Here is a 14,991-nt window from a genome sequence, read left to right as displayed (position 1 = left end):
GGAGAGGTCGTGGCTGCCGAGGCCGCAGAGCAACCCGTAGGTCCACTCCAGCTCCCTTGGAAGGGGGTGGACGGTTGAGTTCCAAGGACTGGATCGAGAAGGACTACTACGCCGTGTTGGGCGTGGAGAAGTCCGCCTCCTCGGACGAGATCAAGAAGTCGTACCGGAAGCTGGCCCGGGAGTCGCACCCGGACCACAACCCCGGTGACCCGAAGGCCGAGGAACGGTTCAAGGCCGTCTCCGAGGCGTACGCGGTGCTCGGCGACGAGAAGAAGCGCCGCGAGTACGACGAGATGCGCTCGCTCTTCGGCTCGGGCGCGTTCCGCCGCAACGCCCGCGGCGGCCAGCCGGGCGGCGCGCCGTTCGACGTGTCCGACCTGTTCGGCGGGGCGGCCGGCGGCGAGACCCGGTTCGGTGGCGGTGGGCTGGGTGACCTGTTCAGCTCGATCTTCACCGGCGGCGCCGGCCAGGCCCGTGCGCGCGGTCCGGCGCGCGGCCGCGACGTCGAGGCCGAGGTGGCCCTCGACTTCGAGGACGCGGTACGCGGCGTCACGCTGCCGCTGACGCTGCGCGCACGGGGGGTCTGCGACACCTGCCACGGCAGTGGCGCGAAGCCCGGCACCCAGCCGGTGGCCTGCCCGATCTGCCACGGCGCTGGGGTGACCACCCGTAACCAGGGGTCGTTCAGCTTCTCCGAGCCGTGCCGCAACTGTCAGGGTGTCGGCACGATCGTCGAGGAGAAGTGCCCGGAGTGCCACGGCACGGGCGGGGTCACCAAGACCCGCACGCTCAACGTCCGCTTCCCCGCCGGGGTCGCCGACGGGCAGCGCATCCGGCTGGCCGGCCGGGGCGAGCCCGGCGAGCGGGGTGGACCGGCGGGCGACCTGTTCGTCCACGTGAAGGTCCGCCCGGACGAGGTGTTCGGGCGCACCGGGGACGATCTGACCCTGACCGTGCCGATCACCTTCGCGGAGGCGGTGCTCGGCACCGACCTGCGGGTGCCGACCCTGGACGGCGCGGTGACCCTCCGGGTGCCCCCGGGTACGCCGAGCGGTCGGGTGCTGCGCGCCCGGGGCAAGGGCGTCGTACGCAAGGACGGCCGCGCCGGTGACCTCCTGGTCACCCTCGACGTGGTGGTCCCGGCCAAGGTGTCGGACGAGGCGCGAGCGGCGCTGGAGGCGTTCGCGGAGCAGACCCCGCCCGCCGCGCGGGAACATCTCGACGCGCGGGTGCGTCGATTCAGTTGACCGGTGAAAAGGCAGCGGAGGTGAGCGGGGATGTCGGGGAAGTTCGTCGACTCAGGTGACCCGGCCTACGAGGCCAAGGTCCTGATGATCTCGGTAGCGGCGCGGATGGCGGGGATGCACCCGCAGACCCTGCGCCAGTACGACCGGCTGGGCCTGGTGCAGGCCGGCCGGGCGGCCGGCGGCGGCCGCCGGTACAGCGTCCGCGACGTGGTGCTGCTCCGTGAGGTGCAGCGCCTCAGCCAGGACGACGGGATCAATCTGGCCGGGGTCAAGCGGATCATCGGCCTGGAACGGCTGCTGGAGGAGGCCCAGCAGCGGGTGGCGCGGCTGGAGGCGGAGCTGGACGCCGCCTACCGGCGGATCGCCGAGTTGGAGTCGCTGGGCGGCTTCCCGCGCGGGGACCTCGTACCCACCAACCGCACCTCGACGGCGCTGGTCGTCTGGCGTCCCCGCCGCACCCCCGACCGCTGACTCCTCCCCTTCGCCGTCCTCCCTGACGCGGGTCGGCGTGTGCCCTGACCCGGGCCGCGCCGGCCCTTCGCCTACCCCGCGCCGGCCCTTCGCGTACGCCGTGCCGTGGCCGTCCAGCCCCTCGAGCCCCGGGTGGAACGCCAGGTGTGCCTCAGGCGCCCAGTGACACACCTGGCGTTCCACCGACGGTCGCGAGGCCCCGGGGTGAGGGAAACGAGGGTGCGGGAAGGTCACATCCATTAACCTGTGAATCAGGCCCAATCGGCTCAATCCGGACTCCGAACTTGGCAGGGGGAGCCATGGCGGAATCGGCGAAGAGAGTGGCGGAGGAGGCGGAGGACCGGCTGGGGAAGGTGGCCGGGTACATCCGCGAGCGATTCGGCCGAGTCACTGAGGGCAGCTTCACCGACAAGATCAAAGAAGGCCGCTTCGCCGACCAGCTGGACCACGGCATCGACCAGGCCAGGGCCGATGAACGACGCCAGAAGCAGGGCGGATCGCCGAGCTGACGATCCGTCGACGTGCGGGCCGGGACCCACGGGGGGTCCCGGCTCGTTCGCTCGTCGGGACGTGCGGGCCGGGACGCGGTGATGCCGCGCGGGGGATCTAGAGCCGGCGGTTCTCCCGGACCAGGCCGCCCTCGCACCAGTCGCGGTAGACGAAGAGATCCGGCCGGGCGAGCAGCACCCGGCTGTTGTGCGCCCAGTTGCGCATCAGCTCGTCGCCGGTTCGCTCGGCCTGCTCGACCAGCTTGCGGAAGCGGCGCTTCGGGTGGGCCCGGAAGTTCGTCCGGATGCCGTCGGCGGCGTAGATGTAGAGGCAGTGCAGGGCGAAGCGGCGGGCTGGGCAGGACCGGTCCATGGCCAGCTCGAAGAGCGTCCCCACCAGGTGGTCACCGGCGACCAGCAGATCCCAGTCCGGGGGCATGGCGGTCAGCGGTACGGAGTCCGGCTGGTACGCCCACGTTCGCAGTTCGGCTGGCGACGGGTCGACCGGGTTGGCGAAGCCGTGGAACGTCTCTTCCTGCACGCTCACCGGCCAACCCTTCCGTTTCCGCTGGCGGGGCACCGGCACCCGCGGACCCTGGCTGCTGGGGCGACACCGTAACGCGGTTTCGCGTACCGGCGGTAGACCCTCCCGGAACCAATTCGGCAACCGTTGGCCGGGCCGGGTCGACCGTTAGGCCGACCCGGCCCGACGGACTCAATCGCCGGCCGGCACCGGTGCGGGCGGCCGGGCGGCGGCCCGCTGGCGCAACCAGCGCTTGAACCAGGGCATGTCGGGCAGCCGGGCCAGCAGCGGCCCGGTCACCACGGTGATCAGCACGTACGCCGTGGCGAGCCCCGCCAGCCTGGGCTCCACCGGTTGCGCGGCCGCGACGGCGAGCCCCGCGATCACGATGGAGAACTCGCCGCGCGGGGTGAGCGCGAAACCGGCCCGCCAGCGACCGGGCTCGGCGATTCCGGCCCGCCGGGCGGCCAGGTAGCCGGTGAGCAGCTTCGTGCCCATGGTCACCACGGCCAACGCCAGCGCCGGCAGCAGCACCGGGGGCATGTCCCGCGGGTCGGTGACCAGCCCGAAGAACACGAAGAAGACCGCGGCGAAGAGATCCCGCAGCGGCGACAGCAGCTCGGTGGCGTGGTGTGCCACCGGGCCGGAGAGGGCGATGCCGACCAGGAACGCACCGACCGCCGCGGAGACCTGGAGCTTGGCCGCGACGCCGGCGACCAGCAGGGTCAGGCCGAGCACCCCGAGCAGCAGCGCCTCCGGGTCCTTCGCGGAGAGTGCCGTGGAGATCAGGTGGCCGTACCGGATGGCGACGAAGAGCACAGCGACCACGGTGAGCACCGCGACGGCGAGCGCCATGCCGCCCTTGATCAGGCCGATGCCGGCGAGCAGCGCGGTGAGCAGCGGCAGGTAGAGGGCCATCGCGAGGTCCTCGATCACCAGGATGGAGAGGATCACCGGGGTCTCCCGGTTACCGACCCGGCCGAGGTCGCCGAGGACCTTGGCGATCACTCCGGACGAGGAGACCCAGGTGACGCCGGCGAGCACCACGGCGGCGAGCCAGCCCCAGCCGAGCAGCAGTGCGAAGGCGAAGCCGGGCAGGGCGTTGAGCAGCGCGTCGATCAGGCCGGCCGGGGCCGCCGAGCGAAGGTTGCCCACCAGTTCGCTGGCGCTGTATTCCAGGCCGAGCATGACCAGCAGCAGGATCACGCCGATCTCCGCCCCGATGGCGAAGAACTCCTCGCTGGCGTTGAGCGGCAGCAGGCCGCCCGTACCGAAGGCGATGCCGGCGAGCAGATAGAGGGGAATGGGCGAGACGCCGAAGCGCCGGCTGAGCCGGCCGAGCAGGCCGAGCAGGAGCAGCAGCGCGCCGACCTCGACGAGCAGAGTTGTGGATTCGTGCATCCGCGCCTCAGCCGTCCGGGTCTGCTTCGGCGAGGATCGCACTCACCCCGTCGAGGCCCTGCCGCGTGCCGACCACGACCACCACGTCGCCGGCGGCGAAACGGAAGGTGGGTTCCGGCGAGACGATCACCTCGCCCTGGCGCAGCACGGCGACGATGGACGCACCGGTGCGGGTACGCGCCTTGGTGTCACCCAGCCGCCGGTTGACGTACTTGGTGCCGGCCGGGATGGCGATCTGCTCGGTGAGCAGCCCGGCGGCCTGCTCGCGCAGCCCGGAGAGCTGGCTGAGCATCAGGGACGCGCCGAGGATGTCGGCGAGGGCCTCCGCCTCGTCGTCGGTGAGGGGTATGTCCGCCTGACAGGCGTCCGGATCGTCCGGATCGTAGAGAACCAGGTCACGACGGCCGTTGCGGTGGGAGACCACGCCAAGCCGGCGGCCGGATTCCGTCACCAAATCGTGACGTACGCCGATCCCCGGCAGGTCAGTCTGTTCAACACGTACTCGCACGCGGGCGAGGGTACTCTGCGCGGGAGGTGTGGTGAACCGGCGATCGTGCCGCATGGTGACACTGTTGCTCACGTTGCCGGTGATGGCGGCCTGTTCGATCGGAGATGTCCGGCGCTCGCCGCCGAACCCTGCGTCCGCGTCGCCCGGGCCGGTCGCCACCGCGCCGGCCGCGCCGCCGGTCGCCGACGTCCATGAGGTACGCCTCGTCCGGGTCGCCGTTCCCGACCGGTACGACCCGCCGTTCATCGAGTTCGTCGACGCGGAGCAGGCGTACGCCCTCTTCGCCACCTGCGACGGCCGGCCGCCCGGCCGGGACTGCCCGGCACGGCTCTTCGCCACCCGGGACGGTGGCCGGTCCTGGCAGCCGTTGCCGCACCCCCGGCCGGTCGCGGAGAACCAGCAGCTCCACGCCCCGCAGGGCCTGCTGGTGCTCGCCGCCGAACCGTTCGGCTGGTACGCCTCGACCGATGGCGGCGTCACCTTCACCCACCACCCGGGAGTCGCGCCGCCGCCGGTCGTGGTGGGCGCAGGCGGCCGATTCCAGGTGGCCGAGAAGAGCGGCAAGGTGGCCCGCTGGGACGGGCGGCGGCTGCGCCCGTTGCCGGTCCAGCCCGACCTGCCGGCCCTGAACACGGTGCGCGAGGCGGGGGACCTGCTCGTGGCGGCCGGCGCGAGCGGCGGGCGGCCGTACGCCGCGGTCTCGACGGACCAGGGACGGACCTGGCAGCGGAGTCCGGTACCGACGCCCGACGGCGAGGTGGAGGTGCTGCGCGTGGTGTCCGCGCCCGACGGTGAGGTCTGGCTGATCGGGGAGCGGCCGGACCGGACGGGCTTCCCGGCGCTCTGGGCTTATCGGGGCAACTGGCAGCAGGTGCGGGCCGACCGCCACCCGGAGAAGGCGAGCTCGGTGGCGCCGGTGGGTGCCGGGCGGGTGGCGGTGACCGGGCCGGACGGCGTGGGCGTGGTGGTTGACGGCCGGTACGAGCGGGTCAGCTGGCCGCTCGGCCCCGAGCACTACCTTCAGCTGCTCGACGACGGCACGCTCGTGGGCCGGGCCCCGGACGAGGTCATCCTCGCCGTCGGCCCGGTCGGCGCCCGCCGGTGGATCAGGGTGGCCCTGGTCGGCGACTGACGGTCGGCCCCGGGTGGCCCGGCGTGGGGTCGTGCGCTGCCGCGCTCCGGCGACCGGCACCTGTGGTGGTGGCCGCCTTCGGAGCTGAGTCGCTTGTGCCATCACGCGGCGAGCGCAACCGTGATCGTTGGCAGCCCAGCGAGCCGACACGCCGAGCGGAAAGCAGCCTGCCCGTCACGGATCATGACCCTTGCCCGATCCGCCTATCCGCCTTCGCCTACTTCGGCTCCGCGACGAATACGCCGACCCCTTCGAGGGTCTCGGTGAGGCCGGTCGCGCGCAGGATCATCATCGCCTTGCCGACCACCGTGTCCGACACGCCGTATTCCTTGCACAGTTGGGACCGGCTCGGCAGCTTGGTGCCAGGCGGCCACTCTCCCGAATCGATCTTGCTTTTCAGCTCGTCTGCGAGCACTTGGTACTGCTGCTTGGGCATACACACTCCCCGGATGGCATGCCCATTCGATCACGCAGCAACCTCCGATCTCAAGCAATCGGTGGTTGGTCGTTGACCTACAACCGCCACCGATTGTAGGTTCCTGTGGAACGCCCCCGGATGGCACTTGGGGCGCTCATCTGCTCGGGGCGGGCATCCCCCGTGGTCCGTCCCGACCCTCCGGGTGCCCTGCTCGCCGGGCAGGGCTGCAGCTGCAGGTCGGGGAGGCTCGGCTGATCAAGGGTGCTCGGCCGGGCCGCCCTCTTCCCATCGATCGTTGAGAAGGGATCAGCATCGTGCGCAACTTGCTGCGACGCCGGGCGAAGCGTGAGAACGCCGGCCCGGCCAATCAGCCGCCCGCCGGCGCGTACCGATCGACGTCGTACCTGCCGCTGCGGCCGTGGCAGGTGCGGAGCCGCACCTTTGACATCCGCCGACGGGGCTTGGATCCGTTTGAGGTCGCCGCGTTCCTCGACCGGGTTGCTGGCGACCTCGCCGCCGCCGAGGCCGAGGTGGCTCGTAGCAGGGCAGAGACGGCCAGGATCAAGGACGCGCTCCGCGAGTGGCAGTCCCGCCAGGCTCCTACCATGCGCGACCTGGCCCGGCAGCCGTGACCGGCCGCTACGTCATTCACCTGCCGGTCACGGCGCCCGACCTGGCTCGGGCGAAGATGCTCGGCCGGACGGCGGGTCGGTCGCTGGCCTTCCTGGCTGCCGTCGACCTCGGCGGGATCACCGTCTCGGCCGAGGACGACCAGTGCGTACGCCACTGGGTCTTCTTGTGACCGCAAGCTCGACGGCGGCCGGCGTTGCGTTCTGCGCGCCGACCACGAGACACCCTGCACCGCCCGCCTGCCCCGCTGACCGCTTCCAGTGGCAGTCGAAGTGAGTCAGCTCACACTGCTGGAGTTGAGCGGAATAGGCTCAACTCTGGTTGTGTCGTTCCCAGTGGACACGCCGATCCGGGGGAGCCCATGAACACGGAACGCCTCACCACCAAGAGCCGCGAGACCATCACCAGCGCGGTCGCGCTGGCGAACCAGCGCGGCCACGCCACCGTGGAGCCCTGGCACCTGCTGCTGTCGCTGCTGGACACCGAGGGCTCGACCGCGGCCGGCCTGCTGCGCGCCGTCGGAGCCGACCCCGCCGAGCTGCGCCGGGTCGCTCAGCGCTCGGTCGACGCCCTGCCCGCCGCGCGCGGCTCCAGCATCGCCGAGCCCACCCTGGCCCGCGAGTTCGTCAACGCCATCGGCGCCGCCGAGCAGATCGCCCGGCCGCTGGGCGACGAGTACACCTCGACCGAGCACCTGCTCGCCGGGCTGGCCCGGGTGGGCGGCGCGGTCTCCGTCGCGCTCAGGAACGCCGGTGCCACCGAGGAGAACCTGGTCGCCGCCTTCCCGACCGTACGGGGCGGGGACCGCCGGGTCACCACCGCCGATCCGGAGCAGACCTACCAGGCCCTCGCCAAGTACGGCGTGGACCTGACCGCCAGCGCCCGCGAGGGCAAGATCGACCCGGTCATCGGCCGCGACTCGGAGATCCGCCGGGTGATCCAGGTGCTGTCCCGGCGCACCAAGAACAACCCGGTGCTGATCGGTGAGCCGGGCGTCGGCAAGACCGCCATCGTCGAGGGCCTGGCCCAGCGGATCGTCGCCGGCGACGTGCCCGAGTCGCTGCGGGACAAGAAGCTCGTCTCGCTCGACCTCGGCGCGATGGTGGCCGGCGCGCAGTATCGCGGCCAGTTCGAGGAGCGGCTGAAGTCCGTGCTGGAGGAGATCAAGAACTCCAACGGCCAGGTCATCACCTTCCTCGACGAGCTGCACACCGTGGTCGGCGCGGGCAAGGGCGAGGGCTCGATGGACGCCGGCAACATGCTCAAGCCGATGCTGGCCCGTGGCGAGCTGCGGATGGTCGGCGCGACCACCCTGGACGAATACCGCGAGCACATCGAGAAGGATCCGGCGTTGGAGCGCCGCTTCCAGCCGGTGCTGGTGGGCGAGCCGACCATCGAGGACACCATCGGCATCCTGCGCGGCCTCAAGGAGCGCTACGAGGTGCACCACGGCGTACGGATCACCGACGCCGCGCTGGTCGCCGCCGCCGCCCTGTCCGACCGCTACATCACCGACCGGTTCCTGCCCGACAAGGCGATCGACCTGGTCGACGAGTCCGCGTCCCGGCTCCGGATGGAGATCGACTCCCGTCCCGTCGAGGTGGACGAGATCGAGCGGGCGGTGCGGCGCCTGGAGATCGAGGAGATGGCACTGGCCAAGGAGCCGGACGCCGCCTCCGCCGAGCGCCTCGAACGGCTGCGCAAGGAGCTGGCCGACAAGCGCGAGCAGCTCACCGCGCTCTCCGAGCGCTGGCAGCTGGAGAAGAGCCACATCGCCAAGCTCTCCACGGCCAAGGAGGAGCTGGAGCGGCTCGGCGGCGAGGCCGAGCGGGCCGAGCGCGACGGTGAGCTGGAACGCGCCGCCGAGCTGCGGTACGGCCGGATCCCCGCGCTCAACGCCGAGCTGAAGCAGGCCGAGGAGGAGCTGGCCCGGCTCCAGGCCGACGGCGCGATGCTCAAGGAGGAGGTCGGCGCGGACGACATCGCCGCCGTGGTCGCCTCCTGGACCGGCATCCCCGCCGGGCGGCTGCTGGAGGGCGAGACGGCCAAGCTGCTGCGGATGGAGGAATCGCTGGGCACCCGGGTGGTCGGCCAGTCCGAGGCGGTCGCCGCGGTCTCCGACGCGGTCCGCCGGGCCCGGGCCGGCGTCGCCGACCCGGACCGCCCGACGGGTAGCTTCCTCTTCCTCGGCCCCACCGGCGTGGGCAAGACCGAACTGGCCAAGGCGCTCGCCGAGTTCCTCTTCGACGACGAGCGGGCCATGGTCCGCATCGACATGAGCGAGTACGGCGAGAAGCACTCCGTCGCCCGCCTGGTCGGTGCCCCGCCCGGGTACGTCGGCTACGAGGAGGGCGGCCAGCTCACCGAGGCGGTGCGCCGCCGGCCGTACTCGGTGATCCTGCTGGACGAGGTGGAGAAGGCCCACCCGGACGTCTTCGACGTGCTGCTCCAGGTGCTCGACGACGGCCGGCTCACCGACGGTCAGGGCCGTACGGTGGACTTCCGCAACGCGATCCTGATCCTCACGTCGAACCTCGGGTCGTCGGTGATCAGCGACCTGACGCTGACCGAGGAGCAGCGCCGGGAGGGCGTCCTCGCGGTGGTCCGGTCGCACTTCAAGCCGGAGTTCCTCAACCGTCTCGACGACATCGTGGTGTTCGCCGCTCTTCAGGGCGAGCACCTGCGCGCCATCGTCGACATCCAGCTGGACCGGATGCGGAAGCGTCTCGCCGACCGTCGGTTGTCGCTGGCCATCACCGACTCCGCCCGGATGTGGCTCGCCGAGCACGGGTACGACCCGATCTACGGTGCCCGCCCGCTGCGCCGGCTGGTGCAGTCGGCGATCGGCGACCAGCTCGCGAAGGCGCTGCTGGCCGGCCAGATCCGCGACGGCGACACGGTCCGGGTCGACCTGGCCGACAGCAAGGACGCCCTGACCGTCACCGCCGCCTGACGCTCCGCCCGACCGGTCGGATCCGCCGCGCCGGATCCGACCGGTGTCGGGGTGAGCGGCGGTGGGCAAGGATGGGGGAATGGTGGGCTTCGGAAAGCGGGACCGGAAGTTGGCCGCCGCGGTCGAGGAGCTGGCGGCGGCGGACACGCTCGCCTTCGGCGGGGTGGGGATCGCCGGCACGCTGCTGCCGGCCACGGAGGCGTACCGGCAGTTGGAGGGGGCGCTGGAGGAACATCCGGCGGCGGCCCGGCAGCAGCTCGACTGGCTGCTGGAGCACGGGTCGCCGGCCGGGAAGGCGTACGCCGCCGCGCTGCTGGACACCGTCGACGGGGCGGCCGGCCGGGCGGCCTGGACCCGGCTGCGCGACGACCCGGGTGAGCTCACCACGTTCACCGGCTGCCTGATGGACCAGACCACGCTCGGCGAGTACGCGGCGGAGCGACTCGCCGGCGAGTGATCCCTCCGGCGCGGAGGGCAACCCGATCGGCTCTGCCGGCAGTTGCGCGCAGCCCGTACCTTGCGGAGCCATGACCCCTCCCGGCGCCGCCCCCGCCCGGCCTACCCGGCCCGTCGTCGTCACGGTCGCGTTCTGGTTGCAGATCGCGACCGTCGCCGTCCTGCTCGCCCTGGTCGGCCTCGTGGTCGCCGCGGCGCTGGACTACAACGGCCAGATCGACGAGGCGCTGCGACAGGTCCCCGACGCGGACCCGATGGAGGTGTCGGACGAGCGCTCGGGCAACCTGGTCATGACGTTGACCCTCGGCGTCCCCGCGCTGCTGCTGGCCGCCTGGCTCGCCGCCACCGCGCTGCCCCTGTCGAAGGGCAGCAACGCCGCGCGCATCCTGGTCTTCGTGGCCGCCGGGGCGCAGCTGCTGGTCTGCCTCGGGCAGGGCTGCGGCGGCGTGCTGGTGATCCCGCTCATGCTTGCCGCGGGCGATCCCGAGTTCGACCCCGCCCTGGACTCCGGCGTCGACGGCGCGGACTGGGAGCAGTCGAAGTTCCTCGACACCCTCTACAGCCAGGGCGACCCGGGGGCGATTCTCGCGTTCGGCGGCATCGGCGTGATGCTGGTGCTGGCGCTCACCGCGGCGGTCGTGGTGCTGCTGCTGCTCCCGGACTCCCGCCGCTGGTTCCGCCCCGCGTCGGCCGCCTGGCCCCCGCCCGCGCCGTACGGCTACTGGCCGGGCCACCCCGCAGCGGCCTACCCGGGAGGTTATCCCGCAGTGCCCTACCCGGGAGGCCACGCAGCGGCCTACCCGCCGGCCGTCGGGCCGCTCCCGCCGGGCTATCTGCTCTGCCCCGACCCCGCCCTGCACCTGGCCCACCCGCCAGCCGGGCCGTCGGCACCCGGCCAGGGCACCAGTCCGTGGGCGCCCGCCCCGGAGGCCGGCCCGTGGGGGCCCGCCCCGGAGGCCGGGCCGTCCGCACCCGCGCCGGAGGTCGGGCCGTCCGCGCCCGCCCCGGAGGCCGGGCCGTTCCGGGAACCGGGCCGGGACGATGCCGCTCCGGGTGCCACCGGGCAGCCGGACGAGCCGGGGGCCGGCACGTCCGGTAGCTGACCGTTGACTCAGTAGACGAGTTGTTTGGCGAAGTGACCCGGGTTGTTACGGTCTCCGCCGACGCACTTGGGGAGGCGGTCGTGAACGGTTCGGTGGCGTATCTGGTGACGGCCCTGGGGTGTCTGGTCGGAGTGGCCGGTGTGGTGATCGCCGTGGTGGCGCTGCGCAAGGCCCGCTCCGGGCCGCGCCCGCCGGCCCCGGGTGATCCGTTCCGGGACCGGGACGCCGACGCCCTGCGTGGCGACCCGCGCCGGCTCAAGCCCGGCGACATCGTGGAGATCCGCCAGGTGCCGTACACCGTCCGCGGCTCGGTGCACCTGGTCGAGGGTGGTTGGAGCTGGGCGGAGCACCTGCTCGACGACGCGGGCGGGATCAAGCGCTGGCTCTCCGTCGAGGAGGACCCGGACCTGGAGCTGGTGCTCTGGAGCAGCCAGCCGTCCGCCACCGTCACCCCGGGCGCGCCCACGCTGGACGTCGACGGCCGCCGCTACAGCTGGGACGAGTCCGGCCAGGCGCGCTACACCGCCACCGAGGGCACCGGCCTCGACCCGCGTGGCACCATGCGCTACCACGACTACCAGGCGCCCGGCGGGGCCCGGCTCTCCTTCGAGGCGTACGGGGAGGCCGGCTGGGAGGTGAACCTCGGCGAGAAGCTGCACCGTGCCGAGGTGATGATCTACCCGCAGGGCGGCCCAGAGCAGGTGTCCTGACCGTGCTGGTCGCACTGGACACGCCGTACGTCGACACCCGCGCCGCCGACCTGAGCCTGGCCCTCGGCGGCCCCGAGCGGTGGCCCAGTCCGGTTCGCCGTACTTCGCGCCGCGGTCGTACTGGTCGATCGAGCGGTCGATCCGCGAGGCCGGCTTCGGCACGGTGCCGTACCACGTGGACGTGCCGAGCTTCGGCGACTGGGGGTTCGTGCTCGCCGTGCCCGGCACCACCCCGCCGCCGCTGGAACTGCCGGCCGACGCCCCGCCGCTGCGCTTCCTCACCCCGCCGGTGCTGGCCGCCGCGGCCAGCTTTCCCGCCGACCGGGCCCGGCTGGACGTGCCCGCCTCCACGTTGTTGCAGCCCAGGGTGCTGGAGTACGCCCGCACGGAGTGGCGTGGTTACTGACGGGTGACCGCTCCTCGGCCGCGTTCGCCGTCGGACCCGCGCGGCGGGTCCGGCTCTCGTGTCGTGCTCACCTCGCCCAGGCTCGTTACGGTAACCGTGTGATCTAGGGAAGGAGAATCATGGTCGATGCCTCGGGGACCCCACCCCGCGCCCGCCCGGGCGTGGTGACGACGTCCAGTTGGCTGCTCATCCTCGTCGCCGCCATCCAGGTGGTGAATCTGATCCTGACCCTGTCCACCATCGGCACGGTTCGGGACGTCCTGAGGGACGCGTACCGTGGCACCGCCGCTGAGCAGGCGAGCGAGGTGGCGTACGCGGCCGGCATCGCCGGGGCGGTGCTGGCGCTGCTGCTCGCGGTCGGCCTCGTCGTCCTCGCCCTGCTCAACAACCGGGGGAAGAACGGCGCCCGGATCACCACCTGGGTGCTGGGCGGCATCCTGGTCTGCTGCACCGGCGCCGGCCTCGCGAACACCGCGGCCGGTGGCCTGACCAACGGTGGCTCGACCAGCGGCAACATGCCGAGCAGCCAGGAGATCCAGCGCCGGCTGGAGGACGCCCTGCCGTCCTGGTACGGCCCGCTCTCCACCGCCCTCGGCCTGCTGGCCCTGCTGGCCCTGCTGGCTGCCCTGATCCTGTTGGCCCTGCCAGCGGCCAACGAGTTCTTCCGCAAGCCCCAGCCGGCCTGGGAGCCGCCGGTTCCGGGCGCCGCCTACCCGGGCTATCCGTCGGCTCCGGGTTACCCGCCGACCCCCGGCTACCCGCCGGCTCCGGGTTACCCGCCGACGTCGGGCTATCCGCCCGCGCCGGGCCAGCCGGGCTATCCGCCGGCGCCGGGCCAGCCGGGCTATCCGCCCGCGCCGGGCCAGCCCGGCCCGTCGCCCGAGCCCGGCGAGCGCCGGGGGCCCGAGCCGCCCTCGGGAAGTTGACGCTCCGATAACAGCGATACCGGCGATCCCTCCGAGTAGGTTGCAACCCGACGCCTACCGGAAGGACCTGTCGTGTCGTATCCCGTTCAGGCCCCGCCCCGCCGTCCGGGGCCGGTCGTCTCGGCGGCGGGGGTGCTGCTGCTGATGGCGGCCGGCGCCGTGGCGTACGCGGTCGCCAGTCTGCTCATCACGGGCGGCACGGTGGACCGGTTCCGCGCGGCGGCGACGGGGACCGGAGCCGGCGGTGGCGAGGTCGACACGGTGGTGTCGCTGCTGCGCGCCTCCACCGTGCTGTCGGCCGTGATCGGTGTGCTCATGGCGGTGCTGCTCGTCGGCCTCACCCTCGGCCTGCTCTCCGGCCGTCCCGGCGCCCGGGTGTTCACCTGGGTCGTGTCGGGGCTGGGCCTGCTCTGCGGGTGCTGCGGCCTGGCGGTGCTGGTCGGCCAGCGGGCCGCCCCGCTGCGCCTCGGTGCCGGCGAGCAGGTGACCGCCGACCTGCTCGCCCTCGTCGGCGACGCGTACCCGGCCTGGTGGATCCCGTTGAACGCGGCCATGTCGGTGGCGCAGGTCCTCGGGTACCTGTTGGTCGCCGTGCTGCTGGTCCTCCCCGCGACCGGCGCCTTCTTCCGTCGCCCCACGCCCACCGGACCGACGCCTCCGGCCGCCCCCATGCCGCCGCCCGGCCCGCCGATCGTGTCCCCGCCGCCGGGCCCGCCGATCATCCCTCCGTCCGCGTCGGCCCCGCCCGGGCCGACCCCATCCCCCGAGGGCCGCCCGTGACCGACGAGCGCCCCGCCCCGCGTCGTGCGTTGATCACCGGTGCCAGCCTGGGCATCGGCGCGGCGTTCGCCCGCCGGCTCGCCGCCGACGGGTGGGAGCTGATCCTGGTGGCCCGGGACGCCGGCCGGCTCGAGGCCACCGCCGCCGAGCTGACCCGCCGGTACGAGCGCCGGATCGATACCATTCCCGCCGATCTGTCCACCGACGACGGGTGTGCGGCTGTCGAACGGCGGCTCGCCGCCGAGCCGCCGGTCGGGATGCTGGTGAACAACGCCGGGATCAGCCTCAACACCTCGTTCGTCCGGTCGGCCGTCGAGGACGAGGCCCGGTTGCTCCGGCTGAACGTGCTCGCGGTGCTGCGGCTGACCCATGCTGCGCTGGGCCCGATGGTCCGGCGAGGCAACGGGGCAGTGATAAATATCTCTTCCGTCGCTGGTTTCGGCGTGCCGATGCCGGGCTCGACGTACTCGGCCAGCAAGGCGTGGGTCACGAATTTCAGTGAGTCGATCGGCCAGTCGGTGGCGCCGCTCGGGGTGCGGGTGATGGCTCTCTGCCCCGGCTACACCCGCACCGGCTACCACGAACGGGCCGGCATCGACATGTCCCGCACGAGGGCCTGGATGTGGCTGCGAACCGACGACGTGGTCGACGAAGGGCTGCGTGACCTGCGGAAAGGCAAGCTGGTCAGCGTGCCGAGCTGGAAGTACAAGCTGGCTGCGGCGGGGCTGCGGCACCTGCCGCGGCGGCTGCTGCGCGGCGCCTCCCGGGACACCCGGGGGCGGATCGGCCGCGTCGGCGACTGATCCGGGTCGGCCCGGTGCGCGCCCCGGGCGGGGGGA

General features: G+C 72.8%; 16 protein-coding genes and 2 pseudogenes. 14 read left to right on the top strand and 4 right to left on the bottom strand.

Features of this window, described 5'->3' with window-relative positions; genetic code table 11:
- Positions 1-74: 74 nt before the first annotated feature.
- From dnaJ to ABZ570_RS12435, 3 genes are all read left to right on the top strand, one after another.
- Positions 75-1,247, top strand: coding sequence for a molecular chaperone DnaJ (gene dnaJ / locus ABZ570_RS12445; RefSeq protein WP_358061121.1), 1,173 nt, complete (start codon positions 75-77; stop codon positions 1,245-1,247).
- A gap of 30 nt (positions 1,248-1,277) precedes the next feature.
- Entirely contained in the window at positions 1,278-1,718 is a 441-nt protein-coding gene (locus ABZ570_RS12440; protein ID WP_358061118.1) for a MerR family transcriptional regulator, read from the top strand.
- 299 nt (positions 1,719-2,017) lie between these two features.
- Positions 2,018-2,227: a hypothetical protein gene (locus ABZ570_RS12435; RefSeq protein ID WP_358061116.1), complete on the top strand. Its 210-nt coding sequence runs from the start codon at positions 2,018-2,020 to the stop codon at positions 2,225-2,227.
- A 97-nt stretch (positions 2,228-2,324) separates the two neighbouring features.
- Here the strand turns inward: ABZ570_RS12435 and ABZ570_RS12430 are convergent, their stop codons facing one another.
- The 3 genes from ABZ570_RS12430 to ABZ570_RS12420 all read right to left on the bottom strand — a co-directional run bounded on the left by ABZ570_RS12430 (position 2,325) and on the right by ABZ570_RS12420 (position 4,638).
- On the bottom strand, positions 2,325-2,753 hold the full coding sequence (locus ABZ570_RS12430; protein WP_358061113.1) for a hypothetical protein: 429 nt from the start codon (positions 2,751-2,753) through the stop codon (positions 2,325-2,327).
- Between the two features lie 168 nt (positions 2,754-2,921).
- A complete protein-coding gene (locus ABZ570_RS12425) occupies positions 2,922-4,130 on the bottom strand; it encodes a cation:proton antiporter (RefSeq protein ID WP_358061110.1) in 1,209 nt (402 codons plus the stop codon).
- A gap of 7 nt (positions 4,131-4,137) precedes the next feature.
- A complete protein-coding gene (locus ABZ570_RS12420; protein ID WP_358061107.1) occupies positions 4,138-4,638 on the bottom strand; it encodes a cation:proton antiporter regulatory subunit in 501 nt (166 codons plus the stop codon).
- A 55-nt stretch (positions 4,639-4,693) separates the two neighbouring features.
- Between ABZ570_RS12420 and ABZ570_RS12415 the strand changes: the two genes are divergently transcribed.
- Complete coding sequence (locus tag ABZ570_RS12415) at positions 4,694-5,770, top strand: hypothetical protein (RefSeq protein WP_358061104.1); 1,077 nt, start codon at positions 4,694-4,696, stop codon at positions 5,768-5,770.
- A 217-nt stretch (positions 5,771-5,987) separates the two neighbouring features.
- On the opposite strand, the gene ABZ570_RS12410 is transcribed toward ABZ570_RS12415, so the two are convergent.
- Positions 5,988-6,206 carry a winged helix-turn-helix domain-containing protein gene (locus ABZ570_RS12410; protein WP_357110118.1) on the bottom strand — a complete coding sequence of 73 codons (219 nt, stop codon included), beginning with the start codon at positions 6,204-6,206 and terminating at the stop codon, positions 5,988-5,990.
- Positions 6,207-6,514: 308 nt separating this feature from the next.
- Between ABZ570_RS12410 and ABZ570_RS12405 the strand changes: the two genes are divergently transcribed.
- From ABZ570_RS12405 to ABZ570_RS12360, 10 genes and pseudogenes are all read left to right on the top strand, one after another.
- Positions 6,515-6,820 carry a DivIVA domain-containing protein gene (locus tag ABZ570_RS12405; protein WP_358061142.1) on the top strand — a complete coding sequence of 102 codons (306 nt, stop codon included), beginning with the start codon at positions 6,515-6,517 and terminating at the stop codon, positions 6,818-6,820.
- Positions 6,817-7,069: pseudogene (locus ABZ570_RS12400) on the top strand (hypothetical protein). Before ABZ570_RS12405 ends, ABZ570_RS12400 begins: the two are co-directional and overlap by 4 nt.
- A 110-nt stretch (positions 7,070-7,179) precedes the next feature.
- Positions 7,180-9,771 (top strand): ATP-dependent chaperone ClpB, encoded by a 2,592-nt coding sequence (gene clpB / locus ABZ570_RS12395; RefSeq protein ID WP_358061101.1) that lies wholly within the window; start codon positions 7,180-7,182, stop codon positions 9,769-9,771.
- Positions 9,772-9,850: 79 nt separating this feature from the next.
- On the top strand, positions 9,851-10,228 hold the full coding sequence (locus ABZ570_RS12390; RefSeq protein WP_358061099.1) for a hypothetical protein: 378 nt from the start codon (positions 9,851-9,853) through the stop codon (positions 10,226-10,228).
- Positions 10,229-10,298: 70 nt separating this feature from the next.
- Positions 10,299-11,330 carry a hypothetical protein gene (locus ABZ570_RS12385; protein ID WP_358061096.1) on the top strand — a complete coding sequence of 344 codons (1,032 nt, stop codon included), beginning with the start codon at positions 10,299-10,301 and terminating at the stop codon, positions 11,328-11,330.
- Between the two features lie 80 nt (positions 11,331-11,410).
- Positions 11,411-12,040: a DUF4178 domain-containing protein gene (locus tag ABZ570_RS12380; protein WP_358061094.1), complete on the top strand. Its 630-nt coding sequence runs from the start codon at positions 11,411-11,413 to the stop codon at positions 12,038-12,040.
- Between the two features lie 73 nt (positions 12,041-12,113).
- A pseudogene (locus ABZ570_RS12375) lies at positions 12,114-12,446 on the top strand (spermidine synthase); the annotation flags it as partial.
- Between the two features lie 119 nt (positions 12,447-12,565).
- Positions 12,566-13,372 carry a hypothetical protein gene (locus tag ABZ570_RS12370; RefSeq protein WP_358061091.1) on the top strand — a complete coding sequence of 269 codons (807 nt, stop codon included), beginning with the start codon at positions 12,566-12,568 and terminating at the stop codon, positions 13,370-13,372.
- Positions 13,373-13,444: 72 nt separating this feature from the next.
- Positions 13,445-14,152: a hypothetical protein gene (locus ABZ570_RS12365; protein ID WP_358061088.1), complete on the top strand. Its 708-nt coding sequence runs from the start codon at positions 13,445-13,447 to the stop codon at positions 14,150-14,152.
- Positions 14,149-14,955 carry an SDR family NAD(P)-dependent oxidoreductase gene (locus ABZ570_RS12360; RefSeq protein ID WP_358061086.1) on the top strand — a complete coding sequence of 269 codons (807 nt, stop codon included), beginning with the start codon at positions 14,149-14,151 and terminating at the stop codon, positions 14,953-14,955. The genes ABZ570_RS12365 and ABZ570_RS12360 overlap by 4 nt, the downstream gene beginning before the upstream one ends.
- Positions 14,956-14,991 lie beyond the last annotated feature (36 nt).

This window comes from Micromonospora sp. NPDC007271 (assembly GCF_040634005.1).
Lineage (GTDB): Bacteria > Actinomycetota > Actinomycetes > Mycobacteriales > Micromonosporaceae > Micromonospora.
Note: the sequence above shows the minus strand (reverse complement) of the source record. Positions and strands in the feature narration are given on the sequence as shown.

Excerpts from the sequence above, each read along its gene's own strand:
- ABZ570_RS12440 (WP_358061118.1), top strand. The coding sequence starts at position 1,278 with ATGTCGGGGAAGTTCGTCGACTCAGGTGACCCGGCCTACGAGGCCAAG.
- ABZ570_RS12435 (WP_358061116.1), top strand. The coding sequence starts at position 2,018 with ATGGCGGAATCGGCGAAGAGAGTGGCGGAGGAGGCGGAGGACCGGCTG.
- ABZ570_RS12425 (WP_358061110.1), bottom strand. The coding sequence starts at position 4,130 with ATGCACGAATCCACAACTCTGCTCGTCGAGGTCGGCGCGCTGCTGCTC.
- ABZ570_RS12410 (WP_357110118.1), bottom strand. The coding sequence starts at position 6,206 with ATGCCCAAGCAGCAGTACCAAGTGCTCGCAGACGAGCTGAAAAGCAAG.
- clpB (WP_358061101.1), top strand. The coding sequence starts at position 7,180 with ATGAACACGGAACGCCTCACCACCAAGAGCCGCGAGACCATCACCAGC.
- ABZ570_RS12390 (WP_358061099.1), top strand. The coding sequence starts at position 9,851 with ATGGTGGGCTTCGGAAAGCGGGACCGGAAGTTGGCCGCCGCGGTCGAG.
- ABZ570_RS12385 (WP_358061096.1), top strand. The coding sequence starts at position 10,299 with ATGACCCCTCCCGGCGCCGCCCCCGCCCGGCCTACCCGGCCCGTCGTC.
- ABZ570_RS12370 (WP_358061091.1), top strand. The coding sequence starts at position 12,566 with ATGGTCGATGCCTCGGGGACCCCACCCCGCGCCCGCCCGGGCGTGGTG.